The 21,827-nt window shown below is 59.9% G+C and carries 24 protein-coding genes; 15 read left to right on the top strand and 9 right to left on the bottom strand.

The window, feature by feature from the left end:
• Window positions 1-2 precede the first annotated feature (2 nt).
• Window positions 3-896, bottom strand: coding sequence for a LysR family transcriptional regulator (locus AC0J41_RS05500; RefSeq protein ID WP_007956593.1), 894 nt, complete (start codon window positions 894-896; stop codon window positions 3-5).
• Between the two features lie 340 nt (window positions 897-1,236).
• Between AC0J41_RS05500 and speB the strand changes: the two genes are divergently transcribed.
• The 6 genes from speB to AC0J41_RS05470 all read left to right on the top strand — a co-directional run bounded on the left by speB (window position 1,237) and on the right by AC0J41_RS05470 (window position 7,090).
• The gene (gene speB / locus AC0J41_RS05495) at window positions 1,237-2,187 is read left to right on the top strand and encodes an agmatinase (protein WP_003222717.1); all 951 of its coding nucleotides are present in this window, start codon (window positions 1,237-1,239) and stop codon (window positions 2,185-2,187) included.
• 10 nt (window positions 2,188-2,197) lie between these two features.
• Entirely contained in the window at window positions 2,198-2,620 is a 423-nt protein-coding gene (locus AC0J41_RS05490) for a YybH family protein (protein WP_473014789.1), read from the top strand.
• Between the two features lie 55 nt (window positions 2,621-2,675).
• On the top strand, window positions 2,676-4,187 hold the full coding sequence (locus AC0J41_RS05485; RefSeq protein ID WP_025110589.1) for a purine-cytosine permease family protein: 1,512 nt from the start codon (window positions 2,676-2,678) through the stop codon (window positions 4,185-4,187).
• A 158-nt stretch (window positions 4,188-4,345) separates the two neighbouring features.
• Window positions 4,346-5,725, top strand: a complete 1,380-nt coding sequence (locus AC0J41_RS05480; RefSeq protein ID WP_473014788.1) for a sodium:solute symporter family protein — start codon at window positions 4,346-4,348, stop codon at window positions 5,723-5,725.
• 348 nt (window positions 5,726-6,073) lie between these two features.
• On the top strand, window positions 6,074-6,799 hold the full coding sequence (locus AC0J41_RS05475; protein ID WP_025110591.1) for an MBL fold metallo-hydrolase: 726 nt from the start codon (window positions 6,074-6,076) through the stop codon (window positions 6,797-6,799).
• A 42-nt stretch (window positions 6,800-6,841) separates the two neighbouring features.
• Window positions 6,842-7,090, top strand: coding sequence for a hypothetical protein (locus AC0J41_RS05470; RefSeq protein ID WP_025110592.1), 249 nt, complete (start codon window positions 6,842-6,844; stop codon window positions 7,088-7,090).
• A gap of 196 nt (window positions 7,091-7,286) precedes the next feature.
• Here AC0J41_RS05470 and AC0J41_RS05465 read toward each other — a convergent pair whose 3' ends face one another.
• Both AC0J41_RS05465 and ptrR read right to left on the bottom strand, forming a co-directional pair.
• Window positions 7,287-7,415 (bottom strand): PA1414 family protein, encoded by a 129-nt coding sequence (locus tag AC0J41_RS05465; RefSeq protein ID WP_003184145.1) that lies wholly within the window; start codon window positions 7,413-7,415, stop codon window positions 7,287-7,289.
• 142 nt (window positions 7,416-7,557) lie between these two features.
• Complete coding sequence (gene ptrR, locus AC0J41_RS05460) at window positions 7,558-8,451, bottom strand: putrescine utilization regulator PtrR (RefSeq protein WP_473014787.1); 894 nt, start codon at window positions 8,449-8,451, stop codon at window positions 7,558-7,560.
• A 104-nt stretch (window positions 8,452-8,555) separates the two neighbouring features.
• Between ptrR and AC0J41_RS05455 the strand changes: the two genes are divergently transcribed.
• The gene (locus tag AC0J41_RS05455; protein ID WP_473014786.1) at window positions 8,556-9,737 is read left to right on the top strand and encodes an MFS transporter; all 1,182 of its coding nucleotides are present in this window, start codon (window positions 8,556-8,558) and stop codon (window positions 9,735-9,737) included.
• On the opposite strand, the gene AC0J41_RS05450 is transcribed toward AC0J41_RS05455, so the two are convergent.
• The 3 genes from AC0J41_RS05450 to AC0J41_RS05440 form a co-directional block, all read right to left on the bottom strand.
• Window positions 9,682-10,614 carry a DMT family transporter gene (locus tag AC0J41_RS05450; protein WP_025110594.1) on the bottom strand — a complete coding sequence of 311 codons (933 nt, stop codon included), beginning with the start codon at window positions 10,612-10,614 and terminating at the stop codon, window positions 9,682-9,684. The two genes, AC0J41_RS05455 and AC0J41_RS05450, sit on opposite strands and share 56 nt — an antisense overlap.
• 253 nt (window positions 10,615-10,867) lie before the next feature.
• Entirely contained in the window at window positions 10,868-11,260 is a 393-nt protein-coding gene (locus AC0J41_RS05445) for a DUF2177 family protein (protein WP_029977628.1), read from the bottom strand.
• A gap of 45 nt (window positions 11,261-11,305) precedes the next feature.
• Window positions 11,306-12,142 (bottom strand): CvfB family protein, encoded by an 837-nt coding sequence (locus AC0J41_RS05440; RefSeq protein ID WP_025110595.1) that lies wholly within the window; start codon window positions 12,140-12,142, stop codon window positions 11,306-11,308.
• A gap of 350 nt (window positions 12,143-12,492) precedes the next feature.
• Here AC0J41_RS05440 and AC0J41_RS05435 point away from each other — a divergent pair, with 350 nt between their 5' ends.
• The 3 genes from AC0J41_RS05435 to AC0J41_RS05425 all read left to right on the top strand — a co-directional run bounded on the left by AC0J41_RS05435 (window position 12,493) and on the right by AC0J41_RS05425 (window position 14,543).
• Window positions 12,493-12,681, top strand: a complete 189-nt coding sequence (locus tag AC0J41_RS05435) for a hypothetical protein (protein ID WP_016985943.1) — start codon at window positions 12,493-12,495, stop codon at window positions 12,679-12,681.
• Between the two features lie 204 nt (window positions 12,682-12,885).
• A complete protein-coding gene (locus AC0J41_RS05430) occupies window positions 12,886-13,602 on the top strand; it encodes a TorF family putative porin (protein ID WP_473014785.1) in 717 nt (238 codons plus the stop codon).
• A 71-nt stretch (window positions 13,603-13,673) separates the two neighbouring features.
• On the top strand, window positions 13,674-14,543 hold the full coding sequence (locus AC0J41_RS05425) for a DUF6279 family lipoprotein (RefSeq protein WP_025110597.1): 870 nt from the start codon (window positions 13,674-13,676) through the stop codon (window positions 14,541-14,543).
• Window positions 14,544-14,658: 115 nt separating this feature from the next.
• On the opposite strand, the gene AC0J41_RS05420 is transcribed toward AC0J41_RS05425, so the two are convergent.
• Window positions 14,659-15,051 (bottom strand): hypothetical protein, encoded by a 393-nt coding sequence (locus tag AC0J41_RS05420; RefSeq protein WP_025110598.1) that lies wholly within the window; start codon window positions 15,049-15,051, stop codon window positions 14,659-14,661.
• A 176-nt stretch (window positions 15,052-15,227) separates the two neighbouring features.
• Here AC0J41_RS05420 and AC0J41_RS05415 point away from each other — a divergent pair, with 176 nt between their 5' ends.
• The 4 genes from AC0J41_RS05415 to AC0J41_RS05400 all read left to right on the top strand — a co-directional run bounded on the left by AC0J41_RS05415 (window position 15,228) and on the right by AC0J41_RS05400 (window position 17,770).
• On the top strand, window positions 15,228-15,965 hold the full coding sequence (locus AC0J41_RS05415; RefSeq protein ID WP_473014784.1) for a DUF899 domain-containing protein: 738 nt from the start codon (window positions 15,228-15,230) through the stop codon (window positions 15,963-15,965).
• A 90-nt stretch (window positions 15,966-16,055) separates the two neighbouring features.
• Window positions 16,056-16,331 carry a hypothetical protein gene (locus AC0J41_RS05410; protein WP_473014783.1) on the top strand — a complete coding sequence of 92 codons (276 nt, stop codon included), beginning with the start codon at window positions 16,056-16,058 and terminating at the stop codon, window positions 16,329-16,331.
• Window positions 16,332-16,573: 242 nt separating this feature from the next.
• Window positions 16,574-17,158 carry a papain-like cysteine protease family protein gene (locus AC0J41_RS05405; protein WP_473014782.1) on the top strand — a complete coding sequence of 195 codons (585 nt, stop codon included), beginning with the start codon at window positions 16,574-16,576 and terminating at the stop codon, window positions 17,156-17,158.
• 12 nt (window positions 17,159-17,170) lie between these two features.
• On the top strand, window positions 17,171-17,770 hold the full coding sequence (locus AC0J41_RS05400) for a hypothetical protein (RefSeq protein WP_473014781.1): 600 nt from the start codon (window positions 17,171-17,173) through the stop codon (window positions 17,768-17,770).
• Window positions 17,771-17,833: 63 nt separating this feature from the next.
• Here the strand turns inward: AC0J41_RS05400 and AC0J41_RS05395 are convergent, their stop codons facing one another.
• Window positions 17,834-19,174 (bottom strand): DEAD/DEAH box helicase, encoded by a 1,341-nt coding sequence (locus AC0J41_RS05395; RefSeq protein WP_025110603.1) that lies wholly within the window; start codon window positions 19,172-19,174, stop codon window positions 17,834-17,836.
• A gap of 191 nt (window positions 19,175-19,365) precedes the next feature.
• Here AC0J41_RS05395 and AC0J41_RS05390 point away from each other — a divergent pair, with 191 nt between their 5' ends.
• A complete protein-coding gene (locus tag AC0J41_RS05390) occupies window positions 19,366-20,664 on the top strand; it encodes a mechanosensitive ion channel family protein (RefSeq protein ID WP_025110604.1) in 1,299 nt (432 codons plus the stop codon).
• A 110-nt stretch (window positions 20,665-20,774) separates the two neighbouring features.
• Here AC0J41_RS05390 and AC0J41_RS05385 read toward each other — a convergent pair whose 3' ends face one another.
• On the bottom strand, window positions 20,775-21,641 hold the full coding sequence (locus AC0J41_RS05385) for a carboxylate/amino acid/amine transporter (protein ID WP_473014780.1): 867 nt from the start codon (window positions 21,639-21,641) through the stop codon (window positions 20,775-20,777).
• Between the last annotated feature and the right edge of the window lie 186 nt (window positions 21,642-21,827).

Genomic DNA, 21,827 nt, shown 5'->3' with positions numbered 1-21,827 from the left:
TCTCAGGCCTGATTGAGCTGTGCTTTGAGCAAGTCACGGAAAGTCTGGATCAGCGGCTCGCGGCTGCGGCCCCGGCGCATGATCATCGAAAACGGCGCCTGATAACCGAAGGTCGCCGGCAGCAACACGCGCAAGTCGCCCTTGTCGGCCCAGGCCTGGGCGTAGTGTTCCGGCAGGTAGCCGATGTAGGCGCCGGACAGCACCAGAATCAGCTGCGCTTCCATACTTTCCACGGTCGCCGCGCTGTGCTTGAAACCGTGGCGCGCCAGCTCGGCCTGGCTCCAGTAACCCCGGCCGACCATGCGTTGCTGGGTGATGACTTGCTCGGGAATCCGCCGCTCGTTGAACAACGGGTGCCGGCTGCTGCAATACAGCCAGTGCTGCTCACGGTACAGCGGCATGTAGACCAGACCGCTCATGCGCGTGGAAAACGCACCGATGGCCAGATCGAGGCGGTTGTCCTGCACGCCGAGTTGCAGTTCGTACGGGCTCATCACCGACAGGTGCAAATGCACCGCCGGGTGTTCCTGGCTGTAGGCGCCGATGGCTTCGGCGAACGGCAGGGCCTTGTCGCTGACGGTGGAGTCGATCACACCGAGGTTGAGCGTGCCACGCAGCTCACCCTTGAGCGCGGCGGCGTACTGCTCGAAGCCTTCGAGTTCGGCCAGCAGGCGCAGGGTTTCCTGATGGAACAGCTCACCCTTGCTGGTCAGACTGAACCCGCCCCGCCCGCGATGGCACAACACCAGACCGAGCGCCGCTTCGAGCTGGCTCATGTAGGTGCTGATCGCCGAGGTCGACAGGTTGAGTTCCTGCTGCGCATTGGCGAAGCCCTGATGCCGCACGACGCTGACGAAGATGCGCAATAGTTTCAGGTCAGGTAAAGCGTTGGCCATGTCTACTCCATCACAAGAAACACACGGTGCGTCTGGAAACACACCCTCCCTGTGGGAGCGGGCTTGCTCGCGAAGGCGTCGTGTCAGTTGACATCCATGATGCTGACACACCGTATTCGCGAGCAAGCCCGCTCCCACAGGGGCATCCTGTTCACCCCGGTGAACAGCACTGAGTCTATCTCCAGCCTCGGCATTAGTTTAGAAAAATCTGAACTAAGTATTTGCCCGTAGCGATTCTTCCCCTCCACTACATTTCGCAGAATCGGCCCCACAGCGGCGTCCGAACCTGTGTTGAACGGTGCGCCGACATAAATAAAACAAAGACGATGAGGCCCTACCCGTGGACAAGATTCTTCACCAACCACTGGGCGGCAACGAAATGCCGCGCTTCGGCGGCATCGCCACCATGCTCCGACTCCCCCATGTACCGACCGCTGCCGGCCTGGACGCTGCCTTCGTTGGCGTGCCTCTGGACATCGGTACTTCGCTGCGCCCAGGCACCCGCTTCGGGCCGCGCGACATCCGCACCGAATCGGTGATGATCCGCCCGTACAACATGGCCACCGGCGCCGCGCCGTTCGACTCGCTGTCGGTCGCCGACATCGGTGACGTGGCGATCAACACCTTCAACCTGCTCGACGCCGTGCGCATCATCGAAGAAGCCTACGACAACATCCTCGAGCACAACGTGATCCCGATGACCTTGGGTGGCGACCACACCATCACCCTGCCGATCCTGCGTGCCATCCATAAAAAGCACGGCAAGGTCGGTCTGGTGCACATTGATGCGCACGCTGACGTCAACGATCACATGTTCGGCGAGAAGATCGCTCACGGCACGACCTTCCGTCGTGCCGTCGAAGAAGGTCTTCTGGACTGCGACCGCGTGGTGCAGATTGGTCTGCGCGCGCAGGGTTACACCGCTGACGACTTCAACTGGAGCCGCGATCAGGGCTTCCGCGTGGTGCAGGCCGAAGAGTGCTGGCACAAGTCGCTGGCACCGCTGATGGCCGAAGTGCGCGAAAAAGTCGGCGGCGGCCCGGTGTACCTGAGCTTTGACATCGACGGCATCGACCCGGCCTGGGCGCCGGGCACCGGCACCCCGGAAATCGGAGGTCTGACGACCATTCAGGCGATTGAAATCGTCCGTGGCTGCCAGGGCCTCGACCTGATCGGCTGCGATCTGGTAGAAGTCTCGCCCGCTTATGACACCACCGGCAACACCTCGCTGCTGGCCGCCAACCTGCTGTACGAAATGCTCTGCGTACTGCCTGGCGTGGTCCACCGCTGAGGGTTCGGTCATGAACGAACGTGATCAGGTTCTGAAGGCGGCCGCCGATCTGGTGTCGGCTTTCGCCCGCAACGATCGCGAGGCTTACTTCGGCGCGTTCAGCGCCGATGCGAGCTTCGTGTTCTACACCCTCGAACAGCCCCTGCTGTCGCGCGATGCCTATCAGGCCTTGTGGGACAGCTGGCGCGCCGAGGATGGCTTCGAGGTGCTTTCCTGCACCTCAAGCAACGCCTTCGTCAGCCTGCTGGGTGACGTGGCGGTGTTTATCCATGACGTGGCCACCGAGCTGCGCATGCAAGGGGAGCAACACTTCAGCCAGGAGCGCGAGACGATTGTTTTCAAGAAACAAGCGTCGAGCCTAGAACAACAAGGCCATTGGCTGGCCTGCCATGAACATTTGTCCGCAATGCCGGAAGGGCTGCCATCCCCTTAGCCAAGACAGGTGACGCTCACGCACGATGAGCGCGCCTTTATGATCGGAGCAGATCATGAATAACAACAACAACGACCAAAGCCTTACGCAAATTGAAACCCACGGGGTCGAGCAGATCCCGGACAACGAACGCACCGCGGGCCCGACGGATCTGTTCCGGATGATCTTCGGTGGTTCGAATACCTTTGCCACCGCCGTGCTCGGCAGTTTCCCGGTGCTGTTCGGTCTGTCTTTTCAGGCCGGCGTCTGGGCGATTGTGTCGGGCGTGCTGCTCGGCTCGCTGATCCTCGCACCGATGGGCCTGTTCGGCCCGATCAACGGCACCAACAATGCCGTGTCGTCTGGCGCACACTTCGGCGTGCACGGGCGGATCGTCGGTTCGTTCCTGTCGCTGTTGACCGCTATCGCGTTTTTCTCGCTCTCGGTGTGGAGTTCGGGGGATGCGCTGATCGGTGGTGCGAAACGCCTGATCGGTCTGCCGGAAACCGACCTGACCCTGGGCCTGGCCTACGGTCTGTTCGCGATTCTGGTACTGACCGTGTGCATCTACGGCTTCCGTTTCCTGCTGTGGGTGAACAAGATCGCGGTGTGGAGCGCCAGCCTGTTATTCCTGCTGGGCATCTTCGCCTTCGCCGGCCCGTTCGACGTCAACTACGCCGGTACCGTGAACCTCGGTCAGCCAGGCTTCTGGGCAGCGTTCATCGGCGCGGCGCTGGTCGCGATGAGCAACCCGATTTCCTTCGGTGCGTTCCTCGGCGACTGGTCACGCTACATTCCGCGTGACACGTCCAAGCAGCGGATCATGGCGGCGGTGGTGCTGTCACAGATCGCCACGTTCATCCCGTTCCTGTTCGGCCTGGCCACCGCGACCATCGTCGCGATCAAGGCGCCGGACTACATTGCGGCCAACAACTACGTGGGCGGCCTGCTGGCGGTGTCGCCGAGCTGGTTCTTCCTGCCGGTGTGCCTGATTGCGGTGATCGGCGGCATGTCCACCGGCACCACCTCGCTGTATGGCACCGGGCTGGACATGTCCAGCGTGTTCCCGCGGGTGCTGTCGCGGGTCAAGGCAACGCTGCTGATCGGCGTGCTGTCGATTGCCTTCATCTTCATCGGACGCTTCGCGGCCAACCTGGTGCAGAGCGTGTCGACCTTCGCCGTGCTGATCATCACCTGCACCACGCCATGGATGGTGATCATGATCATCGGTCTGCTGGTGCGTCGCGGCTTCTATTGCCCGGATGACCTGCAAGTGTTCACTCGCGGCGAACAGGGCGGACGCTACTGGTTCAGCCACGGCTGGAACTGGCGTGGTCTGGGTGCGTGGATTCCGAGCGCAGCGGTCGGCTTGTGCTTCGTCAATCTGCCGGGGCAGTTCGTTGGCCCGCTGGGTGAAATGGCCGGCGGTATCGACATCAGTTTGCCGGTGACGCTGGGCCTGGCGTCGGTGGTGTACCTGACGTTGCTGAGCCTGTTCCCGGAACCGCGGGAAGTGTTCGGCCCGCAGGATGCGCGCAGCCAAGGCGCGTCAGCACCGGCCAAATCGGCACTGCGCCAGGCGGCCTGAAGAAACACACACCTTCTGTGGGAGCGGGCTTGCTCGCGAAAGCGATCTGTCAGTCACATCACGTTTGAATGTGCCGACGCCTTCGCGAGCAAGCCCGCTCCCACAAGGGCAAATCGAATTCAGCCTCACATAAAAAAGACAATCGGAGACACGCCATCATGGCTTTGGATTTATTCGTCGTCCTCATCTACGCCGCCGGCATGCTCTTGCTCGGCTACTTCGGCATGCGCAAGGCCAAGACCAACGAGGACTTTCTGGTCGCCGGACGTAATCTGGGGCCGAGCCTGTACATGGGCACCATGGCCGCGACCGTGCTTGGTGGTGCGTCCACCGTCGGCACCGTACGTCTGGGCTACGTCCACGGCATCTCCGGCTTCTGGCTGTGCGCGGCACTGGGTTGCGGCATCGTGGCGCTGAACCTGTTCCTCGCCAAACCGCTGCTGAAACTGAAGATCTACACCGTTACCCAGGTTCTGGAAAAACGCTACAACCCGATGGCCCGCTCGGCGAGCGCGGCGATCATGCTGGCCTACGCACTGATGATCGGCGTGACCTCGATCCTCGCCATCGGCACCGTGCTGCAAGTGCTGTTCGGTCTGCCATTCTGGGTCTCGGTATTGCTCGGCGGTGGTGTGGTGGTGATCTACTCGGCCATCGGCGGCATGTGGTCGCTGACCCTGACCGACATCGTCCAGTTCATCATCAAGACCGTGGGCCTGATGTTCATCCTGTTGCCGATCTGCCTGTACCGCGTTGGCGGCTGGGACGAGTTGGTGCTGAAACTGCCGGCGACCGCCTTCAGCTTCACCACCATCGGCTGGGACACGATCATCACCTACTTCATGATCTACTTCTTTGGCATCCTGATTGGTCAGGACATCTGGCAACGGGTGTTCACCGTCAAGACCGCCAAAGTCGCCCAGTACGCCGGCAGCATCGCGGGCATCTACTGCATCGTCTATGGCCTGGCCTGCGCACTGATCGGTATGGCCGCGCACGTGCTGATCCCCGATCTGGACAACGTCAACAACGCCTTCGCCGCCATCGTCAAACTGTCGCTGCCGGACGGCATCCGTGGCCTGGTGATCGCCGCTGCTCTGGCAGCCATGATGTCCACCGCCAGCGCCGGCCTGCTCGCCGCCGCCACCACCCTGACTGAAGACCTGCTGCCGAAACTGCGTGGCGGCAAGCAATCAAGCCTGGCCATCAACCGCTTGTTCACTTTGCTCACCGGAGTCGTCGTGCTGGGTATCGCCCTGGTGGTGAATGACGTGATCAGCGCCCTGACCCTCGCTTACAACCTGTTGGTAGGCGGCATGCTGATCCCGCTGATCGGTGCGATCTTCTGGAAACGTGCGACCACCGCCGGCGCCATCGCCAGCATGGGCCTGGGCTTTGCTACCGCGCTGCTGTTCATGTTCAAGGACGGTCTGGACGCCAACACCCCGATCTACTACAGCCTGGCTGTGGGCCTGATCAGTTTTGTGGTGGTCAGCCTTTTCTCCCGCCGTCCTGCGACGATGGCGAGCGCGATCTAAGCTTTGATGTAACGACTTGATGCTTTCTTCGACGGGTGTGGCGCGGGCGTGTCCTCCCTTATTTCCTGCACCGGGTTGCGCCTAAAAGCGAGCCAGGCAAGGCGCAGTCCGTAGGTAAGGGTTGTTTCCTTGCCAAGGACTGCAACGCAGCCTGGCTCGCTTTTAGGCACAACCCGGAGGGCCGGAGCTGATGTCGTGCAGGGCTGCGTTGCTCGGAGCTTATTTGGAAAACCAAACTACGCTCCTCGCGCCTTGCCCTGCACGACATCAGATCCGGCGCGGTGCAGGAAATAAGGGAGGACACGCCCACTTGCCACACCCGTTTTTTTCGTCTGGAGAAAAGGCCTTATGAAGATCGTTTCGCGCGATCAATGGTTTGAAGTGCAAAACCTGAGCGACGGCATCCGGCTGATTCACGAGCCGTACATCCGCCCGTTCTACCGCTGCAACCTGTGGCATGTGCAGGGCCGCGACAAAGACCTGCTGCTCGACAGCGGCTCGGGGCTGGTCAGCCTGCGCGAACAGTTGCCGTGGCTCACCGAACGGCCGCTGGTGGCCGTCGCCAGTCATTGCCACTTCGACCACATCGCCGGGCATCACGAATTCGCCGAACGCCTGGTGCATCGCGCCGAGGCGGATATTCTTGCCGCGCCGGATGGCGAGAACGACTTGAGCCGGGCCTTCGTCGGTGACGACATGTTCGAAGCACATCCGGACTGCCCGTTGTGCTACGCCGAATACCGGGTCAAGGCCGCTCCGGCTACCGGGTTTGTCGAGGACGGCGACGTGCTCGATCTGGGTAATCGCACGCTGCAAGTGCTGCACACGCCAGGACATTCGCCGGGCGGGATCAGCCTGTATGAGGCGGCCAGCGAAACCTTGTTCAGCGGCGACATCATCTACGACGGGCCGCTGATCGAAGACGCTTACCACTCCAATCTGCAAGATTACGCCACCAGTCTGCGGCGCTTGCAGGCATTGCCGATCCGCACGGTGCATGGCGGGCACTTCGGCAGTTTTTCCGGTGGGCATTTGCGCTCGATGATTGACGAATGGTTGCGCGGCCACGCTTGAGGCCTGCTGTAATCAGTCAAAACAACGACGAATACATCTGCCATGAGAAGAGCCGCCGTGCGTGCCGCGGTACACCGCTACATCCGGCGCCTGCTGGAAACCCGCGAATTCAACGACCACACCAGTCTGGTGCAATTAGGGCTGGAAACGGCGGATATCGAAGACCTGATCTTCCACCTGGAAGATGAATTCGGACTGACGGCATTCACCGCCGAAGAGGATCACATGCTCAAGACCGCGAAAACGGCGAATGACTTGAGCAGGTTTCTGATTGAGATCGGGCGCCACTGAGAGGCAGTGCCAAACACATCTATCGGGATGAGATGAAACCCTGTGGCGAGGGAGCTTGCTCCCGCTCGGCTGCGCAACAGCCGCAAACACAGAACATGCGATTGATCATATACAACCGGGCCGAATGGTTTTGGCGCCGCTTCGCAGCCCAGCGAGAGCAAGCGCCCTCGCCACAAATAGCCCGGTGCTTTTTGGCTTAACGGCGACGCGGCTGGCGCCGGCGCTGTTCGTCATCGGTGCGGATTGGTACGGGTTGCAGAGGCGGTTCGATCAAGCCGAGGGCAACACCCAAATCGTGTAGCCAGTTCTGAATTTTCTCTTTCATCGTCATGCCCCCTTCAGGGTAGTGCTGAGCGACCGGAATTCTGAGGCCGCTTCGCACTGATAATAGTCCGAAGTCCTACGCAATGCTCGGCCAAATCCGCAATGATCTGTTACTGAATTGAACAGAATTCCGATCGGTTGGTTCACCCCGCCTGCCGGGGTTCATCCGATGCCACGGGATAGAGCGCCTGCTGTTGTTCAATCCAGGCATTGAGGTTGGCCCCGACCATGCCCTTGCGCCACATGAGCCACGTTGTCGCACTGGCGAACGGCTCGGCCAACGGGTGCACCGCAACGCTCTCGCGCCCCGGCAAACTGGCAAGCATCGACTCCGACATCAGCGCCACGCCGCTGCCGGCAATCACACAGGCGAGCATGCCTTGATAGGACTCGATCTCCATCGCCCGGCCCATCGCCGCCTGATAATGAACAAACCACGCCTCCAGCCGTGCGCGATAAGCGCAGCCATGACGAAAGGTGAACACCGCCCTGCCCTCGACCTCCTTGGCGCTGCGGATCGGCGGGTGATCGGCCTCGCTGATCAGCACCAGACGCTCGTCGCACAGCGGCACGCCGTCAATGCCCGCCAACTGTGGAGGGCCGTCCACCAACGCCGCATCGAGGCGCCCGGACACCAGACCTTCGAGCAACTCACCGCTAGGCCCCGACTGCACTTGCAGGTTCACCGCCGGGTATTGCTTGTGATAGCGCGCCAGCAACGCCGGCAAATGGATCGCCGCCGTGCTGTACAGCGTGCCGAGGACAAAATCCCCCACCGGTTGCCCGCCCATCACCGCCGCACTGGCCTGATCGCGCAGGGCGAACAGTTTGCCGGTGTAGTCCAGCAGGACTTTTCCCGCAGGCGACAGCTGCAAACGCTGACGCTCGCGGACGAACAGTTCGACACCCAATTGCTCTTCCAGCTGCTTGAGCCGGGTCGACAGGTTGGACGGCACCCGGTGCAGACGCTCGGCGGCGCGGGTGATCGAACCTTCCTCGGCCACCGCCTGAAAGATCCGCAATTGGCTGAACTCCACAAGCCTTCTCTAAAACAGAACAAGTTACTCACTATTATTCAATTTTAAAGAAAGTCAATCGGTTCTAGCCTGACGGTCATTGCTCCTTCAAAGGAATCCAGACCATGTCGCCACTGATTCGCTTATCCGCCTGTTTCGTCGCCCTGATGATGGCCATGGGCATCGGGCGCTTCGCCCTCACCCCGCAAATGCCGCACCTGCTCAGCGAAGGCCAGGTCGACCTGACCGCCGCCGGTCTGATCGCGGCGGCCAACTACCTCGGCTACCTGCTCGGCGCGGTGGACGCAATGTTCGCCCATCGTCCGCAGCAAGTGCAGCGCCGTTTGCACGGTGGCTTGTGGCTGTGTGTGCTGCTGACCCTCGCATCGTTCTGGGCCAACGGCTTCTGGTCGCATCTGTTGCTGCGCTTTGGCACCGGGGTGGCGAGTGCCTGGGTGCTGGTGATGATTACTGCACTGAGCCAGCCACTGGCGGCTGCGGCGGGTCGGCCACGGCTGGGCGCGCTGGTATTTGCCGGGCCTGGGCTGGGAATTTTTCTGACAGGGTTGCTGGCGCTGGTCTCACACCTGCTGAATCAGACGTCGGCCACGCTGTGGCTGATTTACGCCGCCGTGGCGCTGCTGATGTTGCTGGGGATCGTACGGATCCTGCCACAACCGGGCATTCACACGCCGGCCACCACGCTCAATGTCAGTCACTCGAATCGCGGCATCCCGCGACTGGCAGCGGTGTATGCACTCTACGGTGTGGGTTACATCATTCCGGCCACGTTTCTCTCGCAAATGGCCAATGCGCAGTTTCACGGACAATGGCAGGCCGACCTGTTCTGGCCGTGCTTCGGCCTCGGCGCCGCGGTTGGTGTGCTGCTGGTGAGCCTGCGTCGCCACGATCCGAACACCACGCGCCACTGGCTGACGGCAACCTTGTGGCTACAGGCGCTTGGGGTCTTTGCCTGTCTATTGGGCAGCGGTTATGGCCTGGCGCTGGGCGTGATGTTGTGCGGCATGCCGTTCCTGGCCTGCATGCAACTGGTGATGCAACGTTCGCGGGAACTGGCGCCGCACGCCACCCAACGCAACGCCGGCCTGCTGACCGCGTGCTTCGCCGTCGGCCAGCTCAGCGGTCCGTTGCTGGCGGCGCTGAGCAGCCATTTCAGCGGTGGCCTGCAACCGGCACTGGTAATCGCCGGCAGCGGTTTGCTGATTGCCGGCGGGTTGGCCCTGCAAGCATCTACTGCTGACCGAGCGCTTTGCGCAAACGCCGACGCACCCACTGCTCAGCACTGACAAAAGTGATGCCGAGCAACACCAGCACCGCGCCGATGACGAAGTTCGCGCTCAGTTGTTCACCGAGCAATACCACACCGAAGGTGACGCCAAACAACGGCGTCATGAACGAAAACACCGCCAGATTGGCCGCCAGATAACGCCGCAGCAACCAGAACCAGGTCAGGTAACTGAAAAACGACACCACCAGGCCCTGGAACAACACGCTGGCAACCGCCACGGTGGTCAGGCTGACGTGAGTGATCTGGCCGCTGAACAACGCAATCAACAACAGGCCGACGAAGCCGACGATCAACTGATAGAACAGGGTCAACGTCACCGGTGCTTCCGACAGCCGCGAAGCGCGCACCACCACGGTGGTCGCGCCCCAGCAGGCGCCGGCCAATACCCCGAACGCATCACCCAGCAGCATGCGCCGGTCGAGGTTGTCCCACGACACACCGCCGGCGAAGGCAATGGCGATACCAATGAATGCCAGCAGAATCCCCATCCACTGCAGCGGCCGCAGGCGTTCGCTGGCCAGCAGAAAGTGCACGCCGAGTGCAGTGAATATCGGCGCGGTGTAGAGGAACACCGACATGTGCGCGGCCGTGGTCAGTTGCAGGCCTTCGGCGATGAAGAAGAACTCCAGGCCAAACAGTGCGCCGGCCAGTAAACCTCCGCGCCAGGTGTTGCCCACCTGATCCCAGCCGCCCTTCCAGCACAGCAACAGGCCGACCAGTAACGCGGAAATCCCCGAGCGACCGGCCGCCTGCATCACTGGCGCGATGTCCGGCGCGGCCCACTTGATCATCACTTGCTGCACGCCCCAGATCAGGCACAGGCCGATCATTACCTGCAAGGCAAAACCGTCGGCATTGCGCCGCTCGACACTCACCGCAATACCTCGAACACACACAACATGGCAGCCATCCAATGGTCAAAAATCGGTGTCAGGGATTATCAATCAGCCGGGCAGAAAAAGCCGTCTGGAAAAGACATTTAGTTTGTCTGTTGCGTCAGCGGTGAATGGCTGTCGGCTGTGCCGCCATTCGCGAGCAAGCCCGCTCCCACAGTAGACAGCACGCCACCTGTGGGAGCGGGCTTGCTCGCGAAGGCGTCGGTCAAAACAACAAAAATTACGGGGCTGACTACATAAATCGCTTCGCTGCTAGAAAACCGACCGAGCAGGCAACAGCCGTGGCAAACGTCCCCCACGCCCAATCCATCAAACTCACCTGCACCGACCAGCCACGCAACGTCGCCCAATTGGTCAGGTCATACGTGCCGTACGCCACCAGTCCCAACAACGCCCCCATGCGCGCCGCGCGTTGCCAGCTCAGCGCCGGCAACACCACAAATTGCACGCAACCAAAAACGTACAGGCAATAAAAAACCGCTGCCGGTAACAGCAGCGGTTTTTCGAGCATCAGCGAACCGAGCAGTTCGCGGTAGGTCGGCGCCATCAACAGGCCAAGCCAGAGGCCATCGAGCAGAAGAAACGCCACCAGGGTGGCGCCGTAGGCAATCAGTGCTTTTTTCATCTGCCCGACCTCAAGTGAACCCATACAACATGGGCTCCGCAGGTCTCAGGTTAGTTCAATGCGATCGGCGTGAATGACGATCTTGCCGTCCTTGTACAGCGAACCAATGGCCTTCTTGAAGTTGCCCTTGCTGACCCCGAACAGGCTGCTGATCAGGGCTGGATCGCTCTTGTCACTGACCGCCAGCGTGCCGTTGTTATCGCGCAGTTTGGCGAGGATCTTCGAACTCAGGCTGCTGGCCGCTTCCTGGCCAACCGGTTGCAGGCTGAGGCTGATCTTGCCATCGGCGCGTACTTCCTTGATGAACCCCTTCTCACTCATGCCGGAACGCATGAACTTGAAGATTTCATTCTTGTGGATCAGGCCCCAGTGCTTGTTGTTGATGATCGCCTTGAAGCCCATGTCGGTGGCTTCGGCAACCAGCAGGTCAACTTCCTGCCCGGCACTGTAGTTGGCCGGGGTCTTGTCGAGGTAGCGATCCAGACGTGCAGTGGCGGTGATGCGGCGCGTGTGCTTGTCGAGGTAGACGTGCACCACACAGTATTCGCCCGCGGTCATCTGGCGCTTTTCTTCGGAGTACGGAAGCAACAGATCTTTCGGCAGGCCCCAATCGAGGAACACGCCAATGCTGTTGACTTCAACTACTTTCAGGCTGGCAAATTCACCGACCTGAACTTTTGGTTTTTCAGTGGTGGCGAGAAGTTTGTCTTCACTGTCCAGATAAATAAAAACGTTGAGCCAGTCTTCATCTTCGCTGGGAATATCTTTAGGGATATAACGGTTGGGCAAAAGAATTTCGCCGTCGGCACCGCCGTCCAGATATAAACCGAAGTTAGTGTGTTTAACCACTTGCAAACTGTTGTAACGCCCGACTAAAGCCATTTTCCAAAACCCTCATTGCGTGGCGGCATTCTACCCGGTTTTGCCCGTTTCGTTCGCTGACTGAGCACCCGGTTCAAGAAAATCGTCGGGACGCCTTGATTTTCCTCGGGTTGGCACGGGCGGCTCGCCATTCGTCTGGCCAACGCACGGCCTGCTGCGCCGTTTCATTCGAGATAATTTCAGTTACGACAAATAAATGTTCTTATTTAAAACAGTAGCTTAGGGGGATATTTCGGATAATTAATCGAGAATAATCCACCCACGCACTTGGTTATTCCCGGGGATATTTATCAAGCAATTGTCAAGTGATTCCTGTACGATGCCTGGCCGAGTTACTTTTCTACAGGTTAATGGCCGCCATGCGTGTAAAAGCATCCACCAGCAAAGCAAAGCCAGCTCCAGCCGTTGAAACCAGCGAATCGATCAACGATCAGATCGCAGCGTTCCTCAAGTCCGGCGGCGAAATCCAGCAAATTGCCAAAGGCGTCAGCGGCCAGACGTTCGGCCCGTCCAAGCAGATCAGCCTGGGCAAGAAGTAATACCCGGTAATACACCCGTCCTGAGACGCTTTGAGCTTCGAAGCGTCTGGACTGGCACCCGCGCCACACCCTTTCTGTTTAATTAATCCGCAAAAATCGACGAACGGCCATCGACCCCGATGATTCGCCGGTATCCTTTCACGCGTCTAGATCAAGCGTTTCAGCAGGCCCGACGTCCTGCGCTCGCTGTTCATGGAGTGACGCATGCTCAAATCCATCTGTTTATTGTTTGTAGGCCTGCTGGCCTGCTCATCGGCGCACGCGCAGATTTTCCAGCGCGAGCTCGGCGACTTCGACCTCAAACTCGGCACCACCCCCAGCCGCAGCATGGCCCAGGGACTGGTCAAGCCGTCCGCAGTCGGCTCCTTCCACGGCGGCCTCGACCTCAGCCACGACAGTGGCCTGTATGTCGGCCAATACGCGCCCAGCATGGGCATCACTCCCGGCAAGAACCTCGAGATCGATTCCTACGTCGGCTTTAAACAACCTTTCGATCAGACCCTCGGCTACGAAGTCGGGATGATCCACTACAGCTATCCCAAGGTAGACACCCTCGACAGCCAGGAGCTGTTCGGCGGTCTGACCCTGCTCGGCAGTCGCTTTGGCGTAGCGTTCAGCAATGATCCGGATAAACAGAACAACACGCTGTTCGCCGACCTTGGCGGCAACCAGCCGTTCGGCATCGGAATCAGCATGAAATACACCACCCATCAGCTGAACTCGCCGGTCTCGGTGGACGGTGGCTACGTCAGCAGTTTTACCGATTGGTCGGTGAAACTTTCCCGGCCATTCATGGGCATCGACCTCGACCTGATCTACAGCAACTCCAGCCTCAGCGGCAGCGATTGCTCGGCCTACTCCGGACACAACAGCGAGTGCGACGGGCTGGTCACACTCAAGGCCGCACGCGCGTTCTATTGATCGGCTGAACTGCCGGGAGCATCCTGCGTTCACATAAGAATCAGACGCCAGGCTTTCGCAAGGATCCGCTCATGTCTCGCTGGTTCAAACACCTCGCCACCCTGCTGATCTTCACCCTCGCCCTCGGCGCCTGCAGCCGCGTTGGCCTGGCCTATCGCAATCTCGACGTGATTATCCCGTGGACGCTCGGCGACTACCTGGACATGAACGGCGAGCAAAAGGACTGGTTCAACGAACGTCTCAAGGAACACCTGAACTGGCACTGCACCACACAGTTGCCGGGTTACCTCGACTGGCTGGATCGCTTGCAGGGCATGGTTGAAACCAATCAGGTGACCGACGCCGCACTGCAAGCACGCACCGTGGAGGCCAAAAAGGCCATCGCTGACACCGCGCGCCAGATCACGCCATCGGCCATCGAATTGCTGCAAGGGCTGGACGACAAACAGGTCGCTGAAATGAACGACGCCTTTGCCAAGGATCTGCGCAAGCGTCAACAGGAATACGTCAAACCGCCACTGGCCCAGCAGATCGCCGAACGCGGCGCACGCATGGACAAGCGCCTGACCGATTGGCTCGGCCCATTGAGCGTCACCCAGGAGCAACGGGTGATGGCCTGGTCAACCGCGCTGGGCGATCAGAACACCCAGTGGATCGCCAACCGCGCGCACTGGCAGCAGCAATTCAGCGCGGCCGTTGCCCAGCGTAAAAGTCCCGAATTCCCACAACGGATCGAGACGCTTCTGGTCAATCGCGAGCGTTTATGGACACCGGACTATCAAAAGGCCTACGCCAACACCGAAGCCCAGGCGCGTGCGCTGGCGGTTGATCTGATGGCGCAGAGCACGCCGCAGCAACGGCAGCGGTTGTTGAAGAAGATCGAGGGGGTACGCAAGGACTTCAATGATCTGAAGTGCCTCAAGGCTGCGCAAAAACCTTAAACAAGATGCCAGTCCAATGTGGCAGCGGGCTTGCTCGCGAAGGCGCTGGGTCATTCACCATTAATGTGTCTGATGCACCGCATTCTCGAGCAAGCCCGCTCCCACTGGAGGCCTGTCAGGCAATCTGCGCTTTGGACGCCACTTCATCAAACGTCGCTTCATCCAGCGCGTCCTGCTGATCATCCAGCACCTGCCGCGGGTGGTCATTGCCGGGAATGCTGCTATCGATCAGGCTCAACAGGCTAGCGCCACGCGCCGTCAGCACGAAATTGTTGCCCGTGCTGCCCTGATCATCTGGACGAGGTTCGATATACCCGCGCAAAAGCAGCAACCGTTCATATTCACAGGCCAGCGTTTTCAGGTGATCCAGATTCTCGATCGGCTCGCCCGCGCTGGCTTTTTGCGCCGCATAGTCCTCGGCGTACGCCCGAGGGGCGAAGCTGTGGCCGGCGCTGTTCTGCACTTCGTGCAGCAAGCGTTCAATCAAATCCCAGTTATAAGTCGTCATCCTGATTCAACCTCCGGTGCGCGTGATTAATGGCGCGTTCATAGGTTGTGACCGGAGCCTGTCGCAGCCGTTCAGCTGCATTTCACGCCTCGACCGACCGGCGGTCTGTCGATTTGCCCATGGGTTAAACGACTAGTCTGACAAACACGGTTTGAACTTCCGCAGGAGAAATCATCATGAACGTTGAGAATCATCCGGTGGTGTCGGGTGAAGAATGGCTTGCTGCACGAAAACAACATCTGGCTGACGAGAAAGCCTTCACCCGGGAGCGCGACCGCCTCAGCGCCCGGCGTCGCGCCCTGCCGTGGGTGAAAGTCGACGAGGACTACCGCTTTCACGGCCCCAACGGCGAACTGAAGCTGGCCGACCTGTTCGGCAAACACAGCCAACTGATCGTTTACCACTTCATGTTCGCCAAGGACTGGGAGGAAGGCTGTCAGGGCTGCTCGTTCCTGTCCGATCACATCGACGGCGCCAACCAGCATCTGGCCCATCACGACATTGCCGTGGTGGCCGTCTCCCACGCGCCATTCGGACAGTTTCAGGCCTTTAAACGGCGCATGGGCTGGAAATTCGACTGGGTGTCGTCAGACGGTTCCGATTTCAACTACGACTTTGGCGTGTGCGCCCGGGAGGGCGACGCCAAGGCCGGAAAGGCGACGTACAACTACGAAAAAACTGACAGTGCCGAAGAAGAAATGCCGGGGCTGAGCGTGTTTTATCGCAATCAGGCCGGAGAGATTTTTCACACCTATTCAACCTACGCCCGTGGGCTGGACATGCTGGTCGGTGCCTACAACTACCTGGACCTGACGCCCAAGGGCCGCAATGAAGACGAGATCATGGAGTGGGTGCGCCATCATGATCAGTATGAGCGTGCCAGCAAGTCCGGTTGCTGCCACGGCGGCGAATAGCAACCTGTACCGGCGAGCCTGACTGAACTTTTCAGCGCCCCAAGGCCTCCACCGGTTAACCCGCCTTATCCGGAACGGAGGCCTGCCCCCATGAAAACCCTGCTCAAGCTGACCCTCGCCGCCACCTTCGCCTGCTCCCTGCCCGTGTGGGCCTGCACGCCCGAGGAAGCCACCGCCAAACGTGAACAACTGGCCAAGGAAGTCTCCAGGCTCACCGAACAGAATCCGGCGAAGGCCAAGGAAATCAACGCCGAGCTGCAGAAGATGGACCTTGGTACCGCCAGCGCCGATCTGCCGGACAAGTGTCAGCTGATTGATCAGCGCTTGAAAGAACTCGACTCGGCCGAGAAGAAAACCGAGGGTTGATCATAGCTAATCAACAAATCGCAGCCTGCGGCAACACCCGTCCGGCTGCGTTTTTTTACCCTTGAAAATGCATTTGTGCATTTATTTATTTGCACAAATGCATATACGTGACTACGGTTAGTTCGAGCAAGGAGATCGGCACCAGCCATCGAACATGGCAACCGTTAGCCACCGATCGCTCGGCAATACCGCAACACCCCACACAAGCTGGATGCTTGTTTTCATTCATGGAGGACTGAAAAATGTTAACCACTCAAGCAACATCGTTCACCGGCGAGAGCCTGCCAAGGTGCCTCGTCGGCCACCTGCTCGACCCGCAACTGGTCGAAGTTGAAACCGCAGCGCATACATCTGCACTGGCCGCCGCCAGCCTCAACTTCACGATGCAGAAACAGACTCAGACCAACTGGTGCTGGGCAGCCGTTTCCGCCTCGGTCGGCAACTACTACGGCACCGGGTCCTGGACCCAGTGCGGTGTCGCCAGTACCCAACTGGACCGCAATTGCTGCAATCAGCCGGGACCGTGCAACGTCTACGGCTATCTGGATTCGGCCCTGCAAACCACCCGTAGCTACAACGGCATGAATCAGGGTTCGCTGCAGATGTCGGCCATCCAGAACCAGATCAACATGGGCCGCCCGGTCGGCCTGCGCTGTGCCTGGTACGGCGGCGGTGCGCACTTCCTGACGATTTATGGCACCAACGGCAACTACGTGCTGGTCGCCGACTCGATCTACGGTTACTCGACCCGTGCACTGAACGCGTTCCCCGGTTCATACAACGGCGGCGGCAACTGGACCCACACTTACTTCACCGCAAAAAACTAGGAGGGCGACATCATGCAACTGACTTATCCAAAGGCGCCTTCCAACGGCGTTCAGACCCTGCGTCCGGCGCTGCAAGCCGCACTGCAAACCCAAGGCTTGGGCATCAATCGCCAATTCGCCAACGCCACACCAGCGAAGATCAGCCTGAGCGAAGCCTATCGTGGTTATTCGCTGACGCTGGACGACCTGAGCCAGGGCAAAGGCCTGCGGGATGCGCGTACCGGTGACTGGCACTACCTGGTGTTTGCCGACGGCGTGACCATTGCCGATGCGCAACTGGCGGAGGTTCGCGGCCACGTCGAGTTCTCTTCGCTGAACCATGGCAGCCGGGCCACCGACACCGTGGGCGCATTGAAACTGGCAGAACAGGCGCCGCAACTGCAAGGCAAAACCGTCGAATTGCGCGTGCTGTTTGTTTCGGCCCTGCACGTCGTGGCGATCTGGCTGCATGCGGACGGCGAGGATGTGCTGATTCCGATCGAGCCTACACCCAAGGCGCTGGGCGACTCGCGGTTGTACAGCGAAGCGGCGCTGTTGGCACTGCTCAAACCGGCGGCTGATCGCGCCAAACAACGCTTTGACGCCGATACCAGTGGGCAACTGGGCAGCTGACAAACGCTGCGTATAAAAAAACCCGGACACTGTCCGGGTTTTTTATTGGCCGCTGAAGGCGACTTACTCAGCCGCAGGCTCTGCCGGCTTGCGACGCTTGAGCGGTGCCATGCCGTCGCTGCTCACCAGTGAATCCGGCTTCGGACGGTTGGCGCTCTTGCGCTTGGTCGGGGTCTTGGCGGCGGTTTTCTTCTTGTCGCCCTTGGCGTCGGTCTTTTTCTTCTTCACGCCGACAGCCTTACCCGAGGCCTTGACCTTTTTCGGCCCGCCGTAGGTGCCTTTGACTTCCTTGATGGTGCGGCGCTCGAAGCTCTGCTTCAGGTAGCGCTCGATGCTCGACATCAGGTTCCAGTCGCCGTGGCAGATCAGCGAGATCGCCAGACCGTCGTTGCCGGCACGGCCGGTACGACCGATACGGTGCACGTATTCGTCGCCGCTGCGTGGCATGTCGAAGTTGATCACCAGGTCCAGGCCATCAACGTCCAGGCCACGGGCCGCCACATCGGTAGCCACCAGAATCTTCACGCCGCCCTGCTTCAGACGGTCGATCGCCAGTTTGCGATCCTTCTGGTCTTTCTCGCCGTGCAGCACGAACGCCTTGTATTCCTGAGCCACGAGGCGGCCGTAGATGCGGTCGGCCATGGCGCGGGTGTTGGTGAAGACGATGGCCTTCTGGTAGGTCTCGTTGGCCAGCAGCCAGTTCACAATCTGCTCTTTGTGCTGATTGTGATCAGCGGTGATGATCTGCTGACGGGTGGTCGAGTTCAGTTGGCTGACCGCATTGAGCTGCAAGTGCTCAGGGTTGTTCAGCACCTTGGCGATCATGTCGCGCAGGCCGGAACCGCCGGTGGTCGCGGAGAACAGCATGGTCTGCTGCCGGTTCGGGCATTCGTCGACCAGACGCTGTACGTCTTCGGCGAAACCCATGTCGAGCATGCGGTCGGCTTCGTCGAGTACCAGCACTTCGACTTCTTTGAGGTCGAGGTTGCCGGCGTTGAGTTGCTCGATCATCCGGCCCGGGGTGCCGATCAGGATATCCGGCACCTTGCGCAGCATGGCGGCCTGGACCTTGAAGTCTTCACCACCGGTGATCAGGCCGGACTTGATGAAGGTGAACTGCGAGAAGCGTTCGACTTCCTTCAGGGTCTGCTGAGCCAGTTCACGGGTCGGCAACAGGATCAGCGTCTTGATGCTGACGCGGATCTTGGCCGGGCCGATCAGGCGGTTGAGGATCGGCAGGACAAAAGCGGCGGTCTTGCCGCTACCGGTTTGCGCCGTCACCCGCAGGTCACGCCCCTGGAGCGCCAGCGGAATGGCCGCTGCTTGCACCGGCGTTGGCTCGACAAATTTCAGCTCGGCCACGGCTTTGAGCAGGCGTTCGTGCAGGGCGAATTGGGAAAACACGGGTGCTACCTCGAAGATATGCAAAAAAACAGCTGCATAGGTTACCGGTTTCGAGCGCTCAGGCCGAGTTTCTTTATACAAACGGGCGTAATCAGTGGCTTTTTTGTTGCTCGATTTGTCTCCATCGGTAATACACAGCGTCTTAAATGCTCTAATCGCCCATCGCGTCTTACAGAAGAATCGTTGCTCACATGGATTTCAAACAGCTCTGGCTCAACGCCCAAGACCTCTGGGGTGCCCTCGAACAGCACCCGTTCCTGCAATCCGGCCTGGCGCTGATGCTGCTATTAGTCATCGCGCTGGTCCTCGGACGAGTGGCGCGCTATCTGATCCTGCATGCCAGCCGCATGCTCGGTCGCCAGCCGGCGCTGCACTGGATCAACGACTTTCGCCACAACAAGGTGTTTCAGCGCCTGGCGCAGATGACGCCGTCGCTGGTGATCCAGTTCGGCCTGCACCTGGTGCCGGAACTGAGCAAAACCGCGATGACCTTCCTCGGCAACGTGGCGCTGTCCTTCACCATCCTGTTCCTGCTGCTGTCGGTCAGCGCCCTGCTCAACGCGTTGCTGGACATCTATGCGCGCACCGAACACGCCCGCACCCGGTCGATCAAAGGCTATGTGCAACTGGCGAAAATGGTCTTGTACGTGTTCGGCGCGATTATCATCGTCGCCACCCTGATCGACCGTTCACCGCTGTTGCTGCTCTCCGGTCTGGGTGCGATGTCGGCGGTGATTCTGTTGGTCTACAAGGACACCCTGCTGTCGTTCGTCGCCAGCGTGCAACTGACCAGTAACGACATGCTGCGGGTCGGCGACTGGATCGAAATGCCTCAGGTCGGCGCCGATGGCGACGTGGTCGACATCACTTTGCACACGGTCAAGGTGCAGAATTTCGACAAGACCATCGTCTCGATCCCGACCTGGCGCCTGATGAGCGAGTCGTTCAGAAACTGGCGCGGCATGCAGCAGTCCGGTGGGCGGCGGATCAAACGCAGCCTGTTCATCGATGCCAGCGGCGTGCGCTTCATCCGCGACGATGAAGAGGAAAAGCTCTCCCAGGTGCACCTGCTGACCGACTACATGAGCCGCAAGAAAGCCGAACTCAAGGCGTGGAACGAGGCGCAGGGCAACGTCGCGGCGATGTCGGCCAACCGGCGACGCATGACCAACATCGGCACCTTCCGCGCTTACGCACTGGCGTACCTGAAGAGCCACCCGGAGGTCCAGCCGAACATGACCTGCATGGTCCGCCAGATGCAGACCACCGCGCAGGGCATTCCACTGGAAATCTACTGCTTCACCAGCACCACGGCGTGGGCCGACTATGAGCGGATTCAGGGGGATATTTTCGATTACCTGCTGGCGGTGCTGCCGGAGTTTGGGTTGAGCCTGTATCAGCAGCCGAGTGGCGGGGATTTGCGGTCGGGGTTGTTGCCGGCGGTGTTGGGTTCGGCGCACATTCCGCAAACCCAGAAACACTTGATGTAACGCCACCGATCAAAACTGTGGGAGTGAGCCTGCTCGCGAAGGCGTCAAATCAGTCAACATAATCTTTGAATGACACATCGCTTTCGCGAGCAAGCCCGCTCCCACAGGGGTTATCCGGTGGTTGGAACTTTGCGGATACCTAAACGGCTAATCCATACGGCTGCGAGGATGACACTCCCGCCGAGGAACAACCTGCCCAGTTCCTCGTGCTGATTCCAGATCAGCAGATTCAGCAGCAAGCCCACCGGCACATGCAGGTTATTCATCACTGCCAGCGTGCCGCCATTGACCAGGCACGCGCCCTTGTTCCACCAGTACAGACCCAGCGCCGTCGAGACCAGCCCGAGAAACAGCAACACGCCCCACTGCAGCGGCGCTTCAGGCAGAAAGTCGGCTTTGCCGAACAGCAGAAACGCCGGCAACACTACCGCCAATGCACCGAGGTAGAAGAAGCCGAAACGCCGGTAATGCGGCAGGTCGCTTGGGTGTTTCGCCACCAGGTGCTTGTACAGCACCTGTCCGGCGGCGTAGGTGAAGTTGGCCAGTTGCAGCAGCAAAAAGCCCATGAAGAAGTCCGGGTTGATCCGGTCAAAGCGAATCACCGCCGCGCCACCTACTGCGACCAATGCGGCCACCAGCGCCCACGGGTTGAAACGGCGGTTCAGCGCATCTTCGATCAGCGTCACGTGCAGCGGCGTGAGGATGGTGAACAGCAGCACCTCCGGCACCGTCAGCACACGAAAGCTCAGGTACAGGCAGACGTAGGTGATGCCGAACTGCAGCGCGCCGATCAGCAGCATGCCGCGCATGAACGCAGGTTCCACCGAGCGCCAGCGGGTCAGCGGGATGAACACCAGCCCGGCCAGCACCACACGCACCAGCACCGCAAAGTAGCTGTCGACATGCCCGGCGAGGTATTCGCCGATCAGACTGAAGGAAAACGCCTGGATCAGCGTGACAAAAAGTAGATAGCCCATGCTCGCCTCTGTTTCGAATGGCAGCGACGATAGCGGGTTTTACATTGTGCAACCAACACAAAATCCCTTGCAGGAACACGGATCCATTGTGGGCGCGGGCTTGCTCGCGAAAGCGCTGTGTCATTGCGCATTGATATCGAATGACACGGCCCCTTCGCGAGCAAGCCCGCTCCCACAGGGTTTACA

The organism is Pseudomonas sp. Arb-4-2C (assembly GCF_055755015.1).
The sequence above is the reverse complement of the archived record's forward strand: the minus strand, read 5'-3'. Positions and strand labels throughout refer to the sequence as shown.